General features: G+C 67.3%; 19 protein-coding genes. 6 read left to right on the top strand and 13 right to left on the bottom strand.

Features of this window, described 5'->3' with window-relative positions; all coding sequences use genetic code 11:
- Positions 1-110: 110 nt before the first annotated feature.
- Positions 111-1,916, top strand: a complete 1,806-nt coding sequence (locus D7V93_RS04900; RefSeq protein WP_504739560.1) for a M48 family metallopeptidase — start codon at positions 111-113, stop codon at positions 1,914-1,916.
- 193 nt (positions 1,917-2,109) lie between these two features.
- On the top strand, positions 2,110-3,087 hold the full coding sequence (locus D7V93_RS04895) for a hypothetical protein (protein WP_120642241.1): 978 nt from the start codon (positions 2,110-2,112) through the stop codon (positions 3,085-3,087).
- 65 nt (positions 3,088-3,152) lie between these two features.
- Here the strand turns inward: D7V93_RS04895 and D7V93_RS04890 are convergent, their stop codons facing one another.
- Positions 3,153-3,557 carry a RidA family protein gene (locus tag D7V93_RS04890; RefSeq protein WP_120642247.1) on the bottom strand — a complete coding sequence of 135 codons (405 nt, stop codon included), beginning with the start codon at positions 3,555-3,557 and terminating at the stop codon, positions 3,153-3,155.
- A gap of 106 nt (positions 3,558-3,663) precedes the next feature.
- Between D7V93_RS04890 and D7V93_RS04885 the strand changes: the two genes are divergently transcribed.
- The 3 genes from D7V93_RS04885 (at position 3,664) to D7V93_RS44765 (ending at position 5,683) form a co-directional block, all read left to right on the top strand.
- On the top strand, positions 3,664-4,590 hold the full coding sequence (locus tag D7V93_RS04885; RefSeq protein ID WP_120642240.1) for a LysR family transcriptional regulator: 927 nt from the start codon (positions 3,664-3,666) through the stop codon (positions 4,588-4,590).
- A 219-nt stretch (positions 4,591-4,809) separates the two neighbouring features.
- Entirely contained in the window at positions 4,810-5,289 is a 480-nt protein-coding gene (locus D7V93_RS04880; RefSeq protein ID WP_120642246.1) for a SpoIIAA family protein, read from the top strand.
- A gap of 238 nt (positions 5,290-5,527) precedes the next feature.
- The gene (locus tag D7V93_RS44765) at positions 5,528-5,683 is read left to right on the top strand and encodes a hypothetical protein (protein WP_158623650.1); all 156 of its coding nucleotides are present in this window, start codon (positions 5,528-5,530) and stop codon (positions 5,681-5,683) included.
- Here D7V93_RS44765 and D7V93_RS04875 read toward each other — a convergent pair.
- The 8 genes from D7V93_RS04875 to D7V93_RS04830 all read right to left on the bottom strand — a co-directional run bounded on the left by D7V93_RS04875 (position 5,664) and on the right by D7V93_RS04830 (position 13,790).
- Positions 5,664-6,536, bottom strand: coding sequence for a DMT family transporter (locus tag D7V93_RS04875; protein WP_120642239.1), 873 nt, complete (start codon positions 6,534-6,536; stop codon positions 5,664-5,666). The two genes, D7V93_RS44765 and D7V93_RS04875, sit on opposite strands and share 20 nt — an antisense overlap.
- Positions 6,537-7,393: 857 nt before the next feature.
- Positions 7,394-8,569 (bottom strand): right-handed parallel beta-helix repeat-containing protein, encoded by a 1,176-nt coding sequence (locus tag D7V93_RS04865; RefSeq protein ID WP_244237114.1) that lies wholly within the window; start codon positions 8,567-8,569, stop codon positions 7,394-7,396.
- Between the two features lie 63 nt (positions 8,570-8,632).
- Positions 8,633-9,577, bottom strand: a complete 945-nt coding sequence (locus D7V93_RS04860; RefSeq protein ID WP_120642236.1) for a hypothetical protein — start codon at positions 9,575-9,577, stop codon at positions 8,633-8,635.
- A gap of 276 nt (positions 9,578-9,853) precedes the next feature.
- Positions 9,854-10,345 carry a hypothetical protein gene (locus tag D7V93_RS04850; RefSeq protein ID WP_147451043.1) on the bottom strand — a complete coding sequence of 164 codons (492 nt, stop codon included), beginning with the start codon at positions 10,343-10,345 and terminating at the stop codon, positions 9,854-9,856.
- Positions 10,332-11,153: an alpha/beta fold hydrolase gene (locus tag D7V93_RS04845; protein ID WP_120642233.1), complete on the bottom strand. Its 822-nt coding sequence runs from the start codon at positions 11,151-11,153 to the stop codon at positions 10,332-10,334. Before D7V93_RS04845 ends, D7V93_RS04850 begins: the two co-directional genes overlap by 14 nt.
- An 11-nt stretch (positions 11,154-11,164) precedes the next feature.
- Positions 11,165-12,103: a sigma-70 family RNA polymerase sigma factor gene (locus tag D7V93_RS04840; RefSeq protein WP_120642232.1), complete on the bottom strand. Its 939-nt coding sequence runs from the start codon at positions 12,101-12,103 to the stop codon at positions 11,165-11,167.
- A gap of 39 nt (positions 12,104-12,142) precedes the next feature.
- Positions 12,143-13,108 (bottom strand): sigma-70 family RNA polymerase sigma factor, encoded by a 966-nt coding sequence (locus D7V93_RS04835; protein ID WP_120642231.1) that lies wholly within the window; start codon positions 13,106-13,108, stop codon positions 12,143-12,145.
- Positions 13,109-13,151: 43 nt separating this feature from the next.
- Positions 13,152-13,790: an NAD(P)-dependent oxidoreductase gene (locus tag D7V93_RS04830; protein ID WP_120642230.1), complete on the bottom strand. Its 639-nt coding sequence runs from the start codon at positions 13,788-13,790 to the stop codon at positions 13,152-13,154.
- 156 nt (positions 13,791-13,946) lie between these two features.
- On the opposite strand from D7V93_RS04830, the gene D7V93_RS47275 reads away from it, so the two are divergent.
- Positions 13,947-14,507: a DapH/DapD/GlmU-related protein gene (locus tag D7V93_RS47275; protein WP_279636849.1), complete on the top strand. Its 561-nt coding sequence runs from the start codon at positions 13,947-13,949 to the stop codon at positions 14,505-14,507.
- A gap of 130 nt (positions 14,508-14,637) precedes the next feature.
- Here D7V93_RS47275 and D7V93_RS46420 read toward each other — a convergent pair whose 3' ends face one another.
- The 4 genes from D7V93_RS46420 to D7V93_RS47270 form a co-directional block, all read right to left on the bottom strand.
- A complete protein-coding gene (locus D7V93_RS46420; protein WP_244237113.1) occupies positions 14,638-15,939 on the bottom strand; it encodes a hypothetical protein in 1,302 nt (433 codons plus the stop codon).
- Between the two features lie 190 nt (positions 15,940-16,129).
- Positions 16,130-16,654 (bottom strand): hypothetical protein, encoded by a 525-nt coding sequence (locus D7V93_RS04810; protein ID WP_120642228.1) that lies wholly within the window; start codon positions 16,652-16,654, stop codon positions 16,130-16,132.
- A 260-nt stretch (positions 16,655-16,914) separates the two neighbouring features.
- Positions 16,915-17,877, bottom strand: a complete 963-nt coding sequence (locus D7V93_RS04805) for a D-2-hydroxyacid dehydrogenase family protein (RefSeq protein WP_120642227.1) — start codon at positions 17,875-17,877, stop codon at positions 16,915-16,917.
- The gene (locus D7V93_RS47270) at positions 17,874-18,002 is read right to left on the bottom strand and encodes a hypothetical protein (RefSeq protein ID WP_279636848.1); all 129 of its coding nucleotides are present in this window, start codon (positions 18,000-18,002) and stop codon (positions 17,874-17,876) included. Before D7V93_RS47270 ends, D7V93_RS04805 begins: the two co-directional genes overlap by 4 nt.
- Between the last annotated feature and the right edge of the window lie 83 nt (positions 18,003-18,085).

Here is an 18,085-nt window from a genome sequence, read left to right as displayed (position 1 = left end):
AGAGAAGCCATGTTGAGGGTGGGGGCTGGAGCGGTCGCGTGGCGCGCTATGCTGGTTCGCCAGCTCCCATGGCCTCCTCTCGGAAATCCCCAGGTTTCGTCCGCGGCCTCGTGCCGCCTGCGCTGCTGCTCTTTGCCCTGCCGCTGTTCGGGCTCTGGTTCTCCGGTCATGCCTCCGACCGCTTCGACGCGGATGTGCTCGAAGCCATCAAGAGGCAGCTGGACCAGGACATGTCGTTGAGCGACGCGGACCGTCAGGAGGCGTTCGCCTTCTACCGCGCGGTCCCTGCGTCGGCGGCCTGTCTGGGCGACGACGTGGAGCTGACGCGCTACCGCAACAGCCTGGGCGACGCGTGCTCGGACCTGAAGCAGTTCCAGTGGGCCCGTCTTGCCTCCTGGATCCTGCTGGCGCTCGGGCTTGCCTCCACGGGGATCGCGCTCCTGTGCGGCCTGGCGGCGTTCATCTCACGCCCCTTCCAGTACGGCGGCTTCGTGGTCGGCTGGCACGTGCTCCGCATCTCCAGCGCGCTCCAGGTGCTGGGACAGGGCGCCCTGCTGGTGTGGCTCTCCTACTGGACGACCGCGCTGTGGTTCCACAGCTACTACCCGAAGCTCATCCTCCTCATGGCCGGCGTGGCTTTGATCGCCGTGTTCGTGGTGGTCGTGGCCATCTTCCATCGCCCGCCCACGGACTTCGAGGTGGAGGCGGAGGAAGTCACCGAGGAGCGGGCCCCGGAGCTGTGGGCCTGCGTGCGCCGGCTGTGCGAGCGGCTGAAGACGTCCCCGCCCGACCACATCCTCGCGGGCATCGACACCAACTTCTTCGTCACCGAGCATGAAGTGCGCGTAGGCGGGCGCATGCTCTCGGGCCGCACGCTCTTCGTGAGCCTGTCCCTGCTGCGCATGCTGGAGCGCTCCGAGGCGGAGGCGGTGCTGGCGCACGAGATGGGGCACCTCCTGGGAGGCGACACGGGGCACAGCAAGCGGCTGGCGCCCGTGCTGTCGCACTTCGGCCACTACCTGCAGACGCTGCACGAGGGCGGCATGACGCTGCCCATCTTCTATTTCATGAGGGCCTATCGCGTGCTGTTCGAGCTGTCGCTGGGCCGCGGCCAGCGCGCCAGTGAGCTCGCGGCGGACCGGCTGGCGGCGGGGGTGACGTCGGGGCAGGACATCGCCCGCTCGCTGGTGAAGGTGGGCGCGTACGCAAGCTTCCGTGCGCGCGTGGAGGAGAAGCTCTTCGCCGAGGATGCGCGGCACCACTCGGTGGCCATCGCGCAGCGGGTCGCGCACGGCTTCTCCGAGTATGCCCGGTCCGAGGCGGTGCACGACGACTTGCAGCGTGCCGTGACACCCCATCCCTTCGACTCCCATCCGCCCCTGGCCGCGCGCATGGAGAACGTGGGCGTCCACCTCAAGCCCGCGGACATGTCGCAGGCGCTTCTGGAGCCCGTGGCGTCCTCGTGGGTGGACGCCATCGTGGACGCGGAGGCCATCGAGGCGCGGCTGTGGGGCGTCTACGAGGAGCGCTTCGCCCAGGCCCATGACCTGGCACTCGCCTGCCGCTACGAACCGGCCACGGACGAGGAGCGGCAACTCGTGGAGAAGCACTTCCCGCCGAAGGTCTTCGAAAGCAAGGAGGACGGCTACGAGGTGCGGATGGACCATGCGCAGGTGAGCTGCACGGAGTGGGAGCAGCCCGTCCTGTTCGACCAGGTCGCTACCGCCTCCACCGCCGAGCGCCTGTTCAAGAAGTACCTGGACCTGGATGTCATTGGAGAAGGCCGCTTCACCCGCCGGCGCTCCATCTGCCTGAGCAAGCTCAAGGATCCGGATGCGGTGCTCCAGGCCTTCCAGGGCTACCTGGGACGACACAGGTTCATGAAGGCGCACCGTCCCGACTCGCAGGCCGCCTGAGCGGGAGCTCCGCCCGCGGGCGCCATGGTGACTGGCGCCATCCTCCTGGTGACCGCGGTCACCGGCTGGAGGCCTGACGCGCGTTCCCCGAAGTCATCCGAACCCTGGGAAATCGACGGGTTGCGGGAGCCCACCGGGTTGGCATCCGCGCTGCAATGAGACGGCGCATCGATGTCCCGAACCCGGTGACCCCATGATCCTCGCCAAGCCCACGGCCCTCTCGTCTTCCATGCTGCGTCCAAGCACGGCTCCGTCCGCTCCCGTCAACCCGAAGCAGCTGCTGTCGGCGGGACCCGTTCAGGACGTGCGGGCTCGAAGCCCCCAGGGCGCACGGGGCTTCAGCCCGGTGGATTCCTTCGAGCCCGCGGCGGTCATCAACCGGAGGCAGCCCCGCTCCCCGGAGCTCCAGCCGGCTGCCGCGGCTCCCCGGTCCTCCGGCTCTGGCATCCCGAGCGCCAACGACAAGCGGCCGGCTGGCGACACCCGGACGGCGGCGCAGATTGTCGATGACTCGCCCGTGCTGAAGAAGCTGGGCCGCCAGAAGGACATCAAGTTCGAGCAGCTGTGCAAGCAGACCGGCGTCGACCCCAAGCTCGACCTGAAGGACCCGAAGCAGAACGCCGACGGCGTCTACCGGCTGACCCAGGTGCTGGAGTTCATCGACAGCGCCAAGGCCTCCACGGGTGGGGACCGCGCGAGCAAGGTCCAGAACGGCCAGGGCGACGGCAACATCGAGGGCATCACCAAGGACGGCGATGCGCGCCACGGCACGGAGGCCGGCATGCTCAAGGACTTCGCCGAGAAGGGCTACTCCTTCCTGGGCGACCACCAGTTGCCGACCACGAAGGACACCCACGTCAAGGCGGACGGCAGCAACAAGGACAACTTCCAGTGGTTCGCGGGCGAGGCGGGCAAGGCCCTGTGGTTCCTGCCGGGAGTCAGCAACGTCCTGACGGGGATCGGCAACTCGGAAGGGGGCTTCAAGGGAGTCCTCGAGGGCGCCGCGACCGGCTACTTCAACACCTTGAAGGGCGCCGCGGAGGGCGTCGTCGGGTCCATCACGAAGGGCCGCGCCAACCCGGCGTCCATGATCTTCGGAGGCGTCATGGGCGCGCTGGGGAGCACCGAGGCCGCGCCGCAGCCGGTGAAGGACATCGCCAACCTGTTCTGAGCCAGGGGCACACGGCGTGACGTGCCCCGGGCGGCGGCGGCGGCTTTGACACTCACCGAAACAGCTCAGTCCACGACTGCGGTGGCTTCGATCTCCACGAGGACGCCCGGCTCGAAGAGCACGGAAACCCCGATGAGCGACGCCGGCGCCGGGACGATCCGCAACTCCTTGGAGACCTGCTCGATGCCGGCGAGGAAGGCTGGCATCAATTCATGCTTCCAGTCGACCACGTAGAACGTCAGCCGGACGACGTCGCTGAACGTCGCCCCGGCAGCCGCCAGGGCGATGGCGACGTTGCGGTAGGCCTGCGCCACCTGTCCCGCCAGGTCCCCCCGCGCGACGAGCTGCCCCTCCGCGTCGTACGCGACCTGTCCTGCGACGTGTACCTGCCGGGTGCCGGTGGCGATCGCCACCTGCCGGTACACGTCGGGCTTCATGAGTCCATCGGGGTTGATCAGGGTCACGGGCATGGAGGCGCTCCAGACGAATGGGTGGATGCCGGGCTCGTATACCGGGCCCATTGACGAACGGCGTTCCCCTCTTCAGCGACGCGGTCGCTACAATGGAGCGCCCTCGATGAAACGCGCCCAGCTGGATGAAATCTTCGCCTTCATGGCCGTCGTGGACGCGGGCAGCTTCGTGGGCGGCGGCCAGGCCCTCGGCCTGACGCGCTCGGCGGCGGGCAAGGCATTGGCCCGGTTGGAATCCCGCCTCGGGGTGCGCCTGCTCAATCGCACGACACGCCAGCTGAGCCTCACCGATGAGGGCCGTGTCTTCCACGAGCATTGCCTGCAGGTTCTCGCGGCCCTGGACGACGCGGAAGCCAGCGTCGGGCAGCGCGCGGGAACTCCCCGGGGGGTTCTCCGGCTCACCCTTCCGGCCGCATTCGGCAGACGGCAGGTCCTTCCCTTGCTGCGGGACTACCTGCGCACCTGGCCCGAGCTCCAGGCAGAGGTGAGCTTCACGGATCGCGTCTCGGACATCGTCGAGGAGGGCTACGACCTGGCCGTGCGCATCAATGCGTCCAGCACTGATACGCGCCTGGTCTCCCGGGTCGTGGCTCGACACCCGGTGTTCATCTGCGCCGCGCCCTCCTATCTCAAGGCGCATGGCGAACCCGGCACACTGGAGGATCTCGCGGCGCATGACTGTCTGCTCTTCAGCAGCCGGACGCGACGGCAGCACTGGCGTCTGCGTGAGAAGGGCGGCCCCCTGGTGAAGGTGGAGGGACGAAGCCGCCTGCGGCTCGACAGTGGGGAGGCGCTCCGGGACGCGGCCATCGCGGGACTGGGCATCGCCTATCTGCCCGGCTTCCTGGTCGATGAAGACCTGGCGAGCGGGCGGCTCAAGGCGCTGCTGCCCTCATGCGAGACGGAGCACGTCCCGATCATGGCGCTCTACCCGAGCAGACGTCACCTGCCGGCGAAGGTGCGGCGCTTCATCGACCTGATGGTCGAGCAGTGGAGCGCGACCACCAAGGCCTGGAAGGCAGGGGCGAGCTGACGTCGAGCTCGCCCCTGCCGCTCCATCACTTTACGGCGCTGCTCGGCACAGGCCCGCACCTGCACTTCGAGGACTGGGTTCCCGGCTACGGCACGGATGCCCCGTAGCCAGGAGCGAGGGTGTGGGCCTTCACCCTGGAAGTGGGGCGCCCCCGATTCACGCGGGGGCGCACCGGCGGTGAGTGGTGGCACTCGCGGCTTCCAGGTGAGCATTCCGCGCATGACCGCATCTCCTGGGCCGGGTGACTCCGTGGCGGCGCTCCGCGCGCCGGATGTGCAGGGCGCCTTCAAGGGCCGCACGATGGGCACGGCCATCGTGGGCACCGTGCTGGTGGTGGCGCACAACTCCCTGCCTCCCGCCCAGGACGAGTGGGTGCACTACTGCGCGCTCATCGCCGCCTTCCAGGACACCGGCACCGCGCAGCTCGTGCTGGCGGAAGGGTCTGGCCCCAATGCTTCCCAGCGCCAGCAGGCGCTCAACAAGGTGCCCAAGGGCTTCGCCATTCCGCCCACGGCCGTATTCACCCGCTCGGCCCTGGTGCGCGGCATCGTCACCCTCTTCAACTGGTTCACCCCGCGCTCCATGCGCGCCTTTCCGCCCGGGGACGTCGCCGCCGCGGCCGTGCACCTGAAGATGACGGAGGCGCAGCTCCAGCACGTCCTGGATGTTGCCCATGCGCTGCTGCCGCCGGAGCCGTAGGCCCTGAGAATCCTCGTACGGACGTCGCGCAAAAAGTCGCATCCGCCCCGGAGATGCCCACCACCGGGCCACCACCACCATCCGGTGGCACTCCGTCGCGAAGGGGACCGCGTTGTCTTTGCGTCCTGAGCTCCTCGCCAGGAACGGAGGCGCATAGGCGGGATGGAAGCCACGTCGAGGGTGAGGACTGCAGCGGAGGTGCCGTGGACGGGCCAGCTCGCCCCCCCTGACCCAGCGGATGAACCCGTACGGATCGCTGAGCTACACCGATGCGGTGTTGGCGAAGTCGCTCCTGCCACGGGAGTGGCCGGACAACCCCCACAGCCAGGTCACCCTCTGGGCGCTCTACGAGATCGCCGTCCGCAGCGTGCCCGTCAGTGTTTCGCCGCCATAGGACGCTGCTTCGCACGCAGGCTCAGCAGAACGCCCGCAAGCAGCGCGGCGCCACCCAGTAGCAGCCGCTGGGTGAGGGGCTCTCCGAGCAGCAGCACCGCGCCCACCGCTGCGATGACCGGGACGCACAGCTGCACCACCGCCGCGCGCGCGCTGGTCAGGTGGGGCAGCGCTGCGTACCAGAGGCTGTAGCCCACGCCCGAGGCGAGCGCGCCTGACGTGGCCGCGAGCAGCAGCCCCTTCGGCGACGGGTGTGGGGCCGCGTCCAGAGCGCGGGCAAGCATCACGAGTGCCAGGGCCAGCGGCACGCTGCGCACGAAGTTGCCGGCCGTCGCCGCGAGAGGGTCCGTGCTCCCACGCCCCCGCAGGCTGTAGATACCCCACGCCACGCCCGCCGCGGCCATGAGCCCCGCGCCGAGCGCATCCGGCGCGCTCGCTCCAGGAAGCGTGAGCCCCGCGAGCCCTGCGAGTGCCACCGCGAGCCCCACCCACTCGAGCGCACCCGGCCGCTCACCGTGCGCGAGCCCTGCCGCGAGCATGGTGAGCTGCACGCAGCCGAAGAGCAGCAGGGCGCCCACGCCCGCCCCGATGCGCACGTACGCGAAGCTGAAGCCGGCCGCATAGGCGAAGAGCGCAAGCGCCGAGGCCCAGCTCCCGTGCCCCGTCGCCCCGCGACCGCCCCGTCGGAGCCGCAGCAGCAGCGCGAGCGCCAGCGCTCCCGACGCAAGCCGCACCAGCGTGAACGAACCCGCGTCGATGCTGCGCGCCGCGCCGCCCGAGAGGGCAGCGCGGCACAGCAGCGAGTTCGCGGCGAAGCCCAGGAGGGCAAGCAGGGTGAGGAGGGGAGTGCTCACGCAGCAGGGACATAGCGGGCCGCGTGACGCGCGTCACGTCCCCTGGGCATCATCTCCCGGCTGAAGTGTTCCCTCTCCTCGGCCCCGGGCGTGTCACAACGCACTGCAGGCCCAGACGCCAAGGGGCGTACAGAAGCAATTGGGATTGGGGTGGCCCGTCAGACAGCAACTCCGCGACGCGCCAACGGGCGAACACGGGGTCCCCGCGAGCTTGCTGCAGCGATTGTTCAGCCCACAGATGGGGGTGGATGTAAAACAGATATTGTAGAGGCCATCGCACTCGACGGAGTCCGCCTGCACCGAACAGGTGTTCCCCTCACAAGACACCGTCGAGCCATTCGGACAGGTCTGTGAGCACGTGACGAGGGCGCTCGACTCCTGCCCCAGCTCCGGCGCCTCGACAGGTTCCAATCCACCACAGGCCACCAGCACCGGGACGACGAGCACCGTCAGCACACCCAGGAAGCTCTTCATGGCGTATCTCTCCTTGAGGGGTTGAGCGGCATCGAATCACAAGATGCGCTCATTTCGCCACGGAGTTGCTTCCAGCAACCGCAGCACCCGGTGGCGCATCACCCCTCTTGGATTGCGCTGACACCTACCAATATGGGCGGTAGGTTCACCGCAAGCGCAGCGTCCCCTTTCCTCCTCGCGAGGAAGCCTCAGTCCTTTTCCGCAGGTGGCAAGGCGCTGCCAGGGGCTGCAAACCCCTGCCAACCGGCCCCACCCGGCTCATCACCGATGGGGCCCTGGTTCAAATCCAGGGGGGCCCACTCCCCTCACCTCCGCCAGCGGCAGCCGCGTCTTGAGCAGCAGTGTCTCCAGGGTGGGGCGCAGGTCGTGATTGAGGAGGGCCGTCAACGAATCCCGATGTCCGTGCCGTCCGAGGCCGCGCTCTTTCCGGGCGAACCCGGAGCCAGGCGGAAGCCGGACCAGTCCGTGGGAGCGGCTCCCCCCATGAACACCGGGACTCCGGTCAGCTCGCCGCTCTGGGCGTATTGCCGGAGGAGGTTGTGGTGGCGCTCCGCCACGGTGGAGCCGTTGTTCACCGAGATTTCAGTCGCCACGTTGTCAACGATCACCGTGCCCCGCCCGACGTCGTCCGCTGTCTTGCGAGTGATGTCGATGATCCCGCAGGGGAGGTTCCAGTCGCACGCCCCGTGCTGCAGCGTATTGTGGCGAACGATCGAACCGTCATCCGAGTAGAGCTCGATGGCCCACGGGCGACCGCGCAGATCCAGCACGTTGTCTTCGATGACCGCGCGCTCGACGCCGTCGTAGGCGACGATGCCCGAAGCGCAGTTGAGGAAATAATTCCCTCGAACCACCGCGCCCGGAGCTCCGAGCAGCTGGATCGCGTCGGTGTGGTTGGGGCCATTCTCCTGGATGTCCTTGAACTGATTGTTGAGGATGTTGACCCCCACCCCGGTCTGGATGCCGTCCGCGTCGCCCCCCTCGAAACGCGAGTTCTGGATGGTGACGCCGGAGTGTGTCGAGCTGCTGTAGGGCAAGTGAATGCGTGCCGGTACGGCGCCCGTGGGGGCGTTGATGTTGAGATGCGTGTTGCCGTCGAACAGGATGTTGGACTGGGCCACCCCGTCAATCATCGCGGCGCCCGTGAAGCGGCTGCCGGTGATCGTCACGTTGCGGGTGGAGCCCAGCAACACGGCCGAGGTGAGGGTGAGTCCCTCGATGCGGACGTTGTTCGCGCCGTTGAAGCGGAGCGCCAGGGTTGGGGTGGCCCCGCTCTGGGGCTTGACGGTGACCACTCCGGGCTTTGCTCCCGCGGAGAACGTGCCGTAGCTCCCACTGGCCAGGCAGATCGTCTGCCCTGCGGTCGCCGCGCTCCATTGGCTTGCCAGCGTCGCCGCGTTGGTGGCGAGCCGGTCGCAGGTCGCGAGGCCCACGCGCCGGCTGCCGTCGTCACCTTCCGCTTCCGACACTTCGCCTCCACAGCTCATGGCAAGCCACGACAGGGCGAGCATGAAGGCAGCGCGGATGGAGCGTCTCGAAGAATGGACTCTGGGGCTCATGCTTCCTTCCTTTCAGGTATTGAATGGAACATCACATCTGCCGAAATCCGAAGACTTGTGCCTTCAGTAGTCCGTCGTGCCGGTGCTGTTGTCGGGACGCAGGAACTGGTTCGCGTAGGGACCGTCTGCCCAGCGATTGTTCGACCAGACGTTCCCACCGGTCTTGTAGTTCGCCGCCCCGGAGCCCCTGTAGATGGCCGGCGTGTAGTCCGGGTCGTCGAAGTCAGGGCTCCACGTCCAGCGGTTTCCGGTCACAACCATGTTCGTGGTCGCCACCCCCATTGGCGCGTGCAGACCGATTCCCCCGCCCAACCCAATCACGAAGTCATTGTCCTGCACGGCGACCTGGTTGTAGCCGGCGAACCCGTTCTGCGAGCCGTCGGAATACATCGCGAGCAACCCGGACTGCGTGCTGTTCCAGGAGCCATTCCACTGCAGGCGATTGCGCGAGAAGTTCAAGGACGACTGCCCGCCCCAGGTCTGGATGCCATCCACATGATCGCCGGAACCACCAGGCGCCACGGCAATCCACGACTCGGTGATGGTGACGTTGTTGGAGTAGACGTTTTCCAACCCGCTGTTCGGAAAGTAGCAGCGGTGGCAAATCGTCTTGGCGGGCTGCCTGCCGTCTTTCGCCCCCGCCGCGTTGAACGAACCGAGCTGACTGTACAGTGCCGCGGCGCCGCCTCCATTTCCCGTCGGGTGGTTGAGGAGGATGCTGCCTTTGCAACCTCGCAGCACCAGCCATCCGGAGTTGACCGTGATGAGCGAAGTGACGTTCGCGCCCTGAAGGACGACGGTGCCCTGCGAGAAGGTGAAGCCGTCGATTGTCTCGCCCCCGGTGCCGAGGGTGCGCGCGAGAGAGCCCCAGCCGCTCAGCGCCGTTCCAGTGAAAGTCCCTCCGGAGACGTTCGTGAAGGAGGAGATGCCAATCCCCGCCGGCCCGACGTCCGATACGGTGAGCTGTGAGCCATGGAGGATGGTGATGGCACCGCCACCACGCCCCACAGCGTCAATCCCCGCGGTGTCTGGCGAGGAGGGCTCACCCGAACATCCCAAGACGAGAAAAGCCACCGACAGACCTACGATTGGTGCCGTAGCAGAGCGCATTCAAGTTCCTCTGGGGTGTTGACGCCGGAGCGCCTCGCAAGGGGGCCTGAATAGACAAGGGCCTCCCGGGGAAGGGCAAGCTCAAAGAGGGAGCTCTCCGACAGGCCCCAGGCATTCTTGCGCTGCGCTCGTCCCAGCAGCGCCTCCACGTACTCGAGCGCCGCGGTATGCGCCTCACGTCGACGGAAGGGAGGTTCCAACTGAACGATAAGTCCGAGCCAGCCTGGCGGCCTTTTTGGAGAACTGCGACATCCACTTCGACGATGCCCACTCTTGGCTGAGAGTGTCTGCCCAGTCCGCAATCGCCTTGCGCTGCGCGACGCTGAGAGCCGTCAACGCAGGGGCGGGACAATCACCCTCCCTGCGACGAAGAAAGCCGTGGAGATGAATCCACAGCTCGAAGTCGGTCGAATTCGCCAGCATGATGCGGAGAACCGCCGGCAAGTAGTACCGGACGGCGGCGTCCGTCATGTACGAGAAGTCTTCCATGTACAGCGAGCCAAGGAAGGGCTGGGATTCCACATCGTTCCGCGTCTTACCGAAGAAGTGGTCGATAACGTACCTGGCCTCAATGCCCGGCGGTGCAAGCTCTTCCTCGGTTCGTGGAATGGCCGCATCCTTGAACGCGAGGTCGATTCCGTGGATGACGTCGTCACGTTTCAACATGGTCGGCCCGCCAGCATTCTCCGAGGAACTCCTCCAGCGCTCGAGCCAGGGCCCTGGGATCGACTGCGTGTGTCTGTCCTTCCAGCGTCTGGTGCCGCGCCTGGGGAATGGCACGTGCCAGGGTCTGGATCGTCTCGCGCATCCAGGGCGGGCTTGCGCCTCCATCCATGACGAGCGTCTCCGAGCGCACGGCTGGCATCTGCTCGAGCCTCGTGGCCCCACGGGCCGTGATGCGGAGGTCGTAGCTGAGAGTGTGTGCGAGCCGCTCGAGCCCCTCCCACATCGGCGACGCTCGCATCCGGGCGAGGCCCGGCTCGGGCATCTGCATCACCTGGGTGAAGTAGAGCTCGACAGCCTCCGAACGATGTCCCCCCGCCGCGGCCTCGTCGAGCTGCTTCGCAAGGGCCTCGAAGTGCTTCGCCCGGGTCGTATCGAGGATGACCGGAGGTTCGTAGAGGACGAGCTTCGGAATCGGGAGTCCCTGAGCGGCTGCATCGAGGGCCAGGAGGCCGCCGGACGAGTTACCGAACACGAACGCCGAGCCGCCTGCCGCGGTGATGAGTGCCGAGAGGTCCTGCACCTCCTCATCGATCGCATAGGGCGCCCTGTCCTCACTGTCTCCGCGGCCGCGCCGGTCGTAGCTCCACACGGTGAAGCGATGTGCCAGGAGTGCCGCCAGCGGCGTCCCCGACGTCGGAGCTTTACGGTCGCAGAACGCGCCTCCAACCAGGATGAGCGGAGGGCCCCTGCCCGTCCTCTCGAACGCGACGGAGGTGCCGTCGGCAGACTGGACTCTCTCGAGTTTCATGGCGGCTTCTTTCAGGCAGAACCCGGGCGGTAGCCGTGGGTGCGGAAGGGGACGTCGAGCTCGCGACAGACCTCGGAGAGCACCTCTGGCGCATGATAATAGTTGCGCAGCCGCGTGATCCGGTCGCCGTCCACCTCGACCCGCACGACGGCATGCACTTCCTCCCCCGACCACCAGAGGAAGATCGATTCGCCCCGGTGCGCACGGAGCTCACACCGCGGGGGCGCCACGAGATCATATCCGCCTTCGGGACAGCCGAAGAGTGTCCCCTGCAATGAGCCCGCCCGGACCGCTCCGGCCCCGGACTCGATCTTGAACCCTGGGTACTCCAGCGTCGCCGTATCGAGGAGCAGCGCCGTGAGGCGATCGAGGTCCCGCGCGTTGAAGGCATCGCAGAAAGCGTCGAGGACGGCGGGAGCCACCGGGGCGTCCCGGTCCGGATCGGGCGTCAGCAGCCTGCCACGTCCCCTGTGCAGGGCTGCCTTGATGGCGCCAGTCGTGGTGGAGAGCGCCTCGGCGACCTCTTCCAGCGACAGCCCGAAGGCATCCTTGAGCACGAGCGCGGCGCGTTCCTGGGGTGAGAGCTGGCCGAGCAGCGTTCCGGCCGCCTCACGGGTCGACCGGGGTTCCGCGCTCGTCGCTGGTTCCGGAAGCTCGGGGGAGAAGCCGACCGGAAGTTCTCGCGCCTGCCGCATCCGGTTGAGCCACAGGTTGGAGGCCACGCGAAAGAGCCATGCCCGTGGGTTGCGCGGCGGGTCCGCCATGATGGCGAGACTCGCGAACGCCCGCGCAATCGTCTCCTGGGCCATGTCCTCGGCATCCCAGGGACTGCGCGTCAGATTCCGGCAATACCGGTAGAGGTCTGGCCGGAGCGGCTCGTAGGTATCGAGAAAGCGGCGCCAGGACGCCTGGATGGCGCCGCTTGGCTGCTCATCTGTCTGAGTGCTCATGACCGGAAGACACGCGACCCTTGAGAAAGGATACGGACTCTATTCTTTGTGGGTCGGGATTTGGGCTGATGGTGACAGCCACAACCGCGCCAGGTCGAAGCGCGTGTCGGCCTGGCGACCGAGACGGCTCAGCCGATGCAGGTCGGCGTGGAAGTACACGCGCTGGACCTTCCCATCAGCGACCGCGAGCAACAGCGCCGCGAAGGGCTGCTCGCCGTTCCAGAACACGGCGGCGGGCTGCCCGTTCAGCAGGTGCTCTTCCACCCGCAGGGCGCCCGCGGTGCGCTGCGTGGTCGCGACGATGAACGCGGCGATGCGCGCGGCTCCCTCCAGGGGTTGCGGGAGATTGCGCTGGCCCGCGAAGCGGCGCCCCTCGGCCCCGCCGTCGGTCACCATGACCGCGTTCTCCGCGAGGAGCTGGACCACCCCCTGGAGGTCACCGCCCGAGGCTGCCTTCAGGAAGGCTTCGAGCAGACGACGGTGTTCCTCGCGCGAGGCGGACTGCATTCGCCGCTCGGACGTCAGGCTCCGGCGCGCGCGTTCGAGCAGCTTGCGGCACGCCGCCGCGCTGTTGCCGACGAGCTCGGCGATTTCCTGATGGCCGAAATCGAAGACGTCGTGGAGCAGCAGGACGGCCCGCTCGGCCGGCGTCAGGCGCTGGAGCGCGACGAGGAAGGCCATGGAGAGCTGCTCCAAGCGCTCGACGCGAGTGAAGCCGCCATCATCGAGGTCGACCGGCTCGGGCAGCCGGTCGGGGCGGCTCTCCTCCCGCCGCGCTCGGGCGGAGCCAAGCTCATTCAGGCAGAGGCGGGTGACGACGGTGACGAGGAAGGCTCGCGACGACTCCACTTCGCCCTCGTGGGCCTGCCAGCGCAGCCAGGCCTCCTGGACCATGTCCTCGGCGCGGCCGAAGTCACCGAGCATGCGGTACGACAGCGCGACGAGCTCGTGCCGGCACGACTCGAAGGCCTCCAGGCGGCGCGCCAGCGACGAGCGACTTGCCATCAGCGGAGCCTAACGTCCCAGAGCGCGATGCGGGGCGGGGAATTCACGCGGCCTGCTCCCGCCGGGCGAGACCGACGACCTCTCGCGCATGGGTGCCCTGCTCCGCGCAATCGAGGAGGAACGCCGCCACTGCTCGGAACGACATCGACCCCGCGCCGGTGGGGAGCCGTTCGCGCTCGGTGCGGTAGGCCTCCTCCGGCGACGAAATCAGCTGTGGCGGCCGCGCGAGCGTCCAGTCGAAGGGCGTGGCTCGAATCACGGTTTCGGCGGCGACGAGGTCCCGGAGGTGGTGTCGGATGAGTCGGCGGAAGAAGGCGAAGCGCAGGCCCCCTCCCGGGAACAGCAGGGCCGCGGAGACCATGATGAGGCGATGGACGGACGCCCGCTCCATCGCCGCCACCGTGCTGGCCGCGCATTCGGTCAGCAGCGTGCTCGGCCGGAAGGCCTCTCGTCCCGAGGGGCCGATGGCGGAGAGGACGGCGTCATGCCCGGGGAGCGCCTGGGCAAGAGGATCCACACTCAGCGGGTCGCCCTGGACGATGGCAAGCGCAGGGTGACGTCGCGTGATTTTCTGAGGTGAGCGGACGAACGCCGTCACGTGATGCCCGCGAGCGAGCGCGAGGTCGAGGACCTGGGTTCCGGTGTTGCCAGTCGCACCGAGCACGAGGAGTCGCAGTGTCATGGCGAGGAGACCGGACAGCGCGCCAGAACGTGACCGACGGCCGCCGATTTTCTCGCGGGTGGCACCATCAACAGGGCGAGGAGCCGGGTGGGTAGGCACTGCTGGACGTGCGTGTGGGGAGAACGCGAAGCTCGTGGAATGCCCATTGACCGTCTCATGCGCATCCACAGCCCTGAGTCCCAAGCGATCGGGGAGAGGGTTCTCAGCCCCGAGTTCACGGCGATGAGCCAGAGGGTGCTGCGGGTCACCGCGCTTACGTCGCGCCTCAACGTCCTGCCTTTCGAGGACGAGGTGGGCAAGGCAGCGCTGTTCGAGCAAATCCTGGGCCGACCGCTCCCGGGAAGGGTCACGATCTATCCGCCCTTCTACACGGACCACGGCCTCCATCTGGAGCTTTCCGAGCGTGTGTTCATCAATCAGGGCTGCACGTTCCTCGACTACGCCGGCATTCGGCTGGGCAAAGGTGTGATGGTCGGCCCGAAGGCCACGTTCATCACAGTCAGCCATCCGGTCGACCCGGGCGAGCGGCGGCTGTACCTCACGGGCGCACCCATCGACGTGGCGGAGAACGTGTGGATCGGCGCGGGCGCGACGATCATGCCCGGGGTCAGTATTGGGCGCGACGCCGTGATCGCGGCCGGGGCGGTCGTCGTCGACGACGTGCCTGCGGCGAGCCTGGTGACCGGCGCCAAGGCGACCGTTCGCCGACGGTGGTGATGCACGGCCGCGCTTGGGAAATTGCCGGGTGCCAGCCGGGCCGGTGGCCCGGGCCTGTCCTGACTGGGGAAGAGCATAAGACGGAGAGGGACTCTCTTCTCCCTGGCCTGAGCGCTCCCGGAAGACTGGCTCAGAGTCCTTCGCGCAGGTTCTCCTCCGCGATGGCCGTGAGTCGTGACACGTGCTTGTAAAGCCACGTGCCGAAGGGCTGGATGCGCGCGGGAGATGTCTTCCTGGGAAGCCCTTGCACGCTTTCGTCAAACGGAACGACGGCGTGCTCACCCGTCGGGGACTCCGTGCGGTGGTCAAAGGCGAAGGACCTGCCGACATGCCACCCACCGTGGAACACGAAGAGGTTCTCCAGGTCCTCGTTCCCGGTGGCCTCCACGAGCCCGTCGATTTCGTAGAGGTCGTCGGAAATCTCCAAGCAACTCCAGCCGCCGCCCGTGACGTTGCCGCACAGGAACGTGGGCAGGCCGTTGTCGACGGTGTTGTCCACCATCCAGGTGATGGAGCCGTACACGCGCAGGAAGTAGTCCCAGCTCGACTCGCTCTTCCTCGGCTTGAGCGCCTTCGCTCCGTTCCAGCTCCCGATGCGGTGTTTGTATTCGCGCTTGAAGAGGGACAGCTGCTGGTCGAGGGAGTCCATGCGCCGGGGCTCCTTCTTCAAATCCAACTGCTCCGCGACGAAGTGCGCCTTGGGGAAGCGCTCGTGGAGGTCCTTCAGCATCGCGATGGCCGTGTCGACGGCCGCGCAGGCGTCCTGGGGCTTCGCGAAGGAGGGGCCCCTGGGCGCGGGGGACTTCTTCGGGGAGCCCTTCGGAGCCTTCGGTTCGGGATTGGGATATTTCGCATCCCGGAGATCGACGGTGTGCAGGATGAAGCCCTGCTTCTCCCTGTCGCGAATGCGCTTCTCCGCCCGCTTGATGGCTTCCTCGTGGCTCGCGGTGACGGTTTCGTCGCGATACTGCTCGATGGTTCGGTCCCCATCGACGGAGATGGCCCAACCGGTCGATAGGCCCTTGCGGTACTCACGGAGCGTCACGCGCTTCTTCGTCGCGTTCCAAGGGTTGCCGTCTCGGAAGCCGAGCGTCCGGTAGCGCGCCACCAGCGCTTCGACGTCCGCCGCCTCCACGAGCGAGAGGAGATATGCGCCGTTCATGGTGCCGCGGCGGACCACCGCCTGGGTTCCTCGGACTTCCACGTCGACGAAGAGGAGCGACAGCGGCTTGAAGAGCGTGAACCGCTCCTTCACGGGCGTGGTGAGCTTCAGCGCCCCGGGCTCCGGCTTGTGGAGGGTTCCCGCGCTCCAGACCCGGAGCTCGCCGCCCGCCGAATAGAGCCAGACCTCATCTTTCAGCGAGAGCTGGGGATCCGAGTACCAGATGTCCTCGCCGCCATTGAGCTTCTGCAGGTGCTTCCAGTTGGGCATGGCGCGATTTTTCGCACGGGAATCGTGAGCGGTATATCGGCGATTGAGCAGCCCCGCGAATGCGGGCGACCACCACGAAGTCATCAGCGGAGTGGACGATTTTCGCTCCGCTCCTCTTCAGGAGCCCATGGGAGGCGGACGGTAGCATGTGCCCTGGCTCTCGCTCAGGCGGCGCACGCCTCGCGTTCGATCAGACATCTCCCCAGTCGCTTTCCGCGGCTCGTTTCGCGGCTCCGACCGGATCGCGCGCATTGGCTTCGGCCAGTCTGGCAGCCTGTCGCGCCGCCCGGCGGGTGAAGTACGGTTCGGGATCCTTGTAGGAGGCGAAGATGCGCGCCTCCAGCTCGTCGATGGTGGTCGCCGCTGGCGCGCCCTCCGTTGGCACGTATTCCAGACCGTGCTCGTTCACCAAGCCGTCGCAGTACATGACGCCGTCGAGCGCGTCCGCCAGCACCTCCGCGACCAGGGTACTCGCCTCCCACGCCGCAGGATCGATCGTGATCACGACCGCGGGGACGAAGCCCACCAGGCGCTCGACCGCGGCGAAGAACTCCTCGTTGTTCTCGGGCAGGATCTCGCAGGCATCCAGCGAGCCTTCGTCGAACCGCTCCTCGTCCTCGTCGTCCTCTTCGTAAGCTTGTTCGAGTTCGTAGACCCACGGCGCCTCGTGAGGTGGGAGCGCACGTCGACCGGCAATCACGTATTCGAAGCCCATGGGCCGGATCATCAACCGGATCGGCATCCCCCAACAATGTAGAGCCGTGAGGTCCAGTCGGGTCTGTTGAACTCCTGGGCCAGGAGTTCGATCACGAGCGCAATGTCATTGAACGTTTGGTAGCCGTCATGGACTGGCGACCGTTCCCCAGAACGATCGTCTGCGCGGCTGCGGCACCGTCCCCGCCGCGGCGGTGGCAACGGTGTGCAGGGCCACGGCGAAGTCCGGAACACCGGGGGGCTGCTTCAGAGCATCACGGTTCAGCTCAGCTTGCGAATGGGTGCCCCAGCCAGGAACGCCTGGATGTCCTCGACGGCCTCTCGGAAGTAGGTGGCGTAGTTGTTCCGGGAGACGTACCCCAGGTGCGGGGTCGCCAGCAGTGTCGGGAGGGTCCGCAGCACGTCCCCCTCCGGCACCGGCTCGACCTCGAAGACGTCCACCGCCGCACCCGCGATCATCCCGCGCTGCAGCGCTTCAACCAGTGCGGCCTGGTCGACAATCTGGGCGCGCGAAGTGTTGATCAGGAAGGCCGTCGGCCGCATCCGCTCGAACTCGGCACGGCCGATAACCCCCCGCGAGCGCTCTCCGAGAACGAGGTGGATGGAAACGAAGTCGCTCGTCTCCAGGAGGGCCTCCTTCGACGCGGCGCGGGTCACCCCCACCTCGGATGCCCGTGCGTCGGTGAGATTCGGGCTCCATGCGACCACGTCCATTCCGAACGCGGCCCCCACCTTCGCGACCTTGCTGCCAATCTTTCCGAGTCCGAGCAGGCCCAGCCGCTTGCCCTGGAGGTCGAACCCCACGGAGCTCTGCCAGGGACCGGAGCGGCGAAACGCGACGTTCTCCCCCACCACGTCGCGGGCGAGCGCCAGCAGGAGCGCCCAGGTCAACTCCGCGGGGGGCTCGGAGGAGCTCGCCGTTCCGCACACCGTCACGCCATGCGCGACCGCCGCAGCGACGTCGATGGACGCGTTCCTCATCCCCGTCGTCACCAGCAGCCTCAACCGTGGCAGCTTCGCGAAGAGCGCCTTCGGGAAAGGGGTGCGCTCGCGCATGATCACGATCACCTCGCAATCAGCGACCGCGGCGACCAGCGCCTCCTGCTGGGAGAAATGCTCGCAGAACACCACCACCTCGACTTGCTCGCGCAGGGGTGTCCAGTCGGCGATCTTCGTTGAGATGTCCTGGTAGTCATCAAGGATGGCGCAGCGCAGCTTCTTCATGTCGTATTGCTGCCGGGGAGGGTGATGAGCAGGCGCTGCCCTTGTTTGCGCCACATGTGGCGAGGTACCGGCAGCAGTTCAAAACGGACTCCGTCGCCGTACCACAACTTGATCGTCAGCTTCACCTTGTGCCAGGCAAACCCCTGGGCTTCGAGGTGCCTCACTGACGCCAGCGGCGCTAACATTGATGCACCGGCTGCTCAGCCAG

Origin of the sequence: Corallococcus llansteffanensis (genome assembly GCF_003612055.1) — a bacterium.
In the GTDB taxonomy this organism is placed as follows: Bacteria; Myxococcota; Myxococcia; order Myxococcales; family Myxococcaceae; genus Corallococcus; species Corallococcus llansteffanensis.
This window is presented reverse-complemented; position numbering and strand designations above follow the sequence as displayed.

Excerpts from the sequence above, each read along its gene's own strand:
- D7V93_RS04895 (WP_120642241.1), top strand. The coding sequence starts at position 2,110 with ATGATCCTCGCCAAGCCCACGGCCCTCTCGTCTTCCATGCTGCGTCCA.
- D7V93_RS04890 (WP_120642247.1), bottom strand. The coding sequence starts at position 3,557 with ATGCCCGTGACCCTGATCAACCCCGATGGACTCATGAAGCCCGACGTG.
- D7V93_RS04885 (WP_120642240.1), top strand. The coding sequence starts at position 3,664 with ATGAAACGCGCCCAGCTGGATGAAATCTTCGCCTTCATGGCCGTCGTG.
- D7V93_RS04880 (WP_120642246.1), top strand. The coding sequence starts at position 4,810 with ATGACCGCATCTCCTGGGCCGGGTGACTCCGTGGCGGCGCTCCGCGCG.
- D7V93_RS44765 (WP_158623650.1), top strand. The coding sequence starts at position 5,528 with ATGAACCCGTACGGATCGCTGAGCTACACCGATGCGGTGTTGGCGAAG.
- D7V93_RS04865 (WP_244237114.1), bottom strand. The coding sequence starts at position 8,569 with ATGAGCCCCAGAGTCCATTCTTCGAGACGCTCCATCCGCGCTGCCTTC.
- D7V93_RS04850 (WP_147451043.1), bottom strand. The coding sequence starts at position 10,345 with ATGTTGAAACGTGACGACGTCATCCACGGAATCGACCTCGCGTTCAAG.
- D7V93_RS04845 (WP_120642233.1), bottom strand. The coding sequence starts at position 11,153 with ATGAAACTCGAGAGAGTCCAGTCTGCCGACGGCACCTCCGTCGCGTTC.
- D7V93_RS04840 (WP_120642232.1), bottom strand. The coding sequence starts at position 12,103 with ATGAGCACTCAGACAGATGAGCAGCCAAGCGGCGCCATCCAGGCGTCC.
- D7V93_RS04835 (WP_120642231.1), bottom strand. The coding sequence starts at position 13,108 with ATGGCAAGTCGCTCGTCGCTGGCGCGCCGCCTGGAGGCCTTCGAGTCG.
- D7V93_RS04830 (WP_120642230.1), bottom strand. The coding sequence starts at position 13,790 with ATGACACTGCGACTCCTCGTGCTCGGTGCGACTGGCAACACCGGAACC.
- D7V93_RS47275 (WP_279636849.1), top strand. The coding sequence starts at position 13,947 with ATGCGCATCCACAGCCCTGAGTCCCAAGCGATCGGGGAGAGGGTTCTC.
- D7V93_RS46420 (WP_244237113.1), bottom strand. The coding sequence starts at position 15,939 with ATGCCCAACTGGAAGCACCTGCAGAAGCTCAATGGCGGCGAGGACATC.
- D7V93_RS04810 (WP_120642228.1), bottom strand. The coding sequence starts at position 16,654 with ATGGGCTTCGAATACGTGATTGCCGGTCGACGTGCGCTCCCACCTCAC.
- D7V93_RS04805 (WP_120642227.1), bottom strand. The coding sequence starts at position 17,877 with ATGAAGAAGCTGCGCTGCGCCATCCTTGATGACTACCAGGACATCTCA.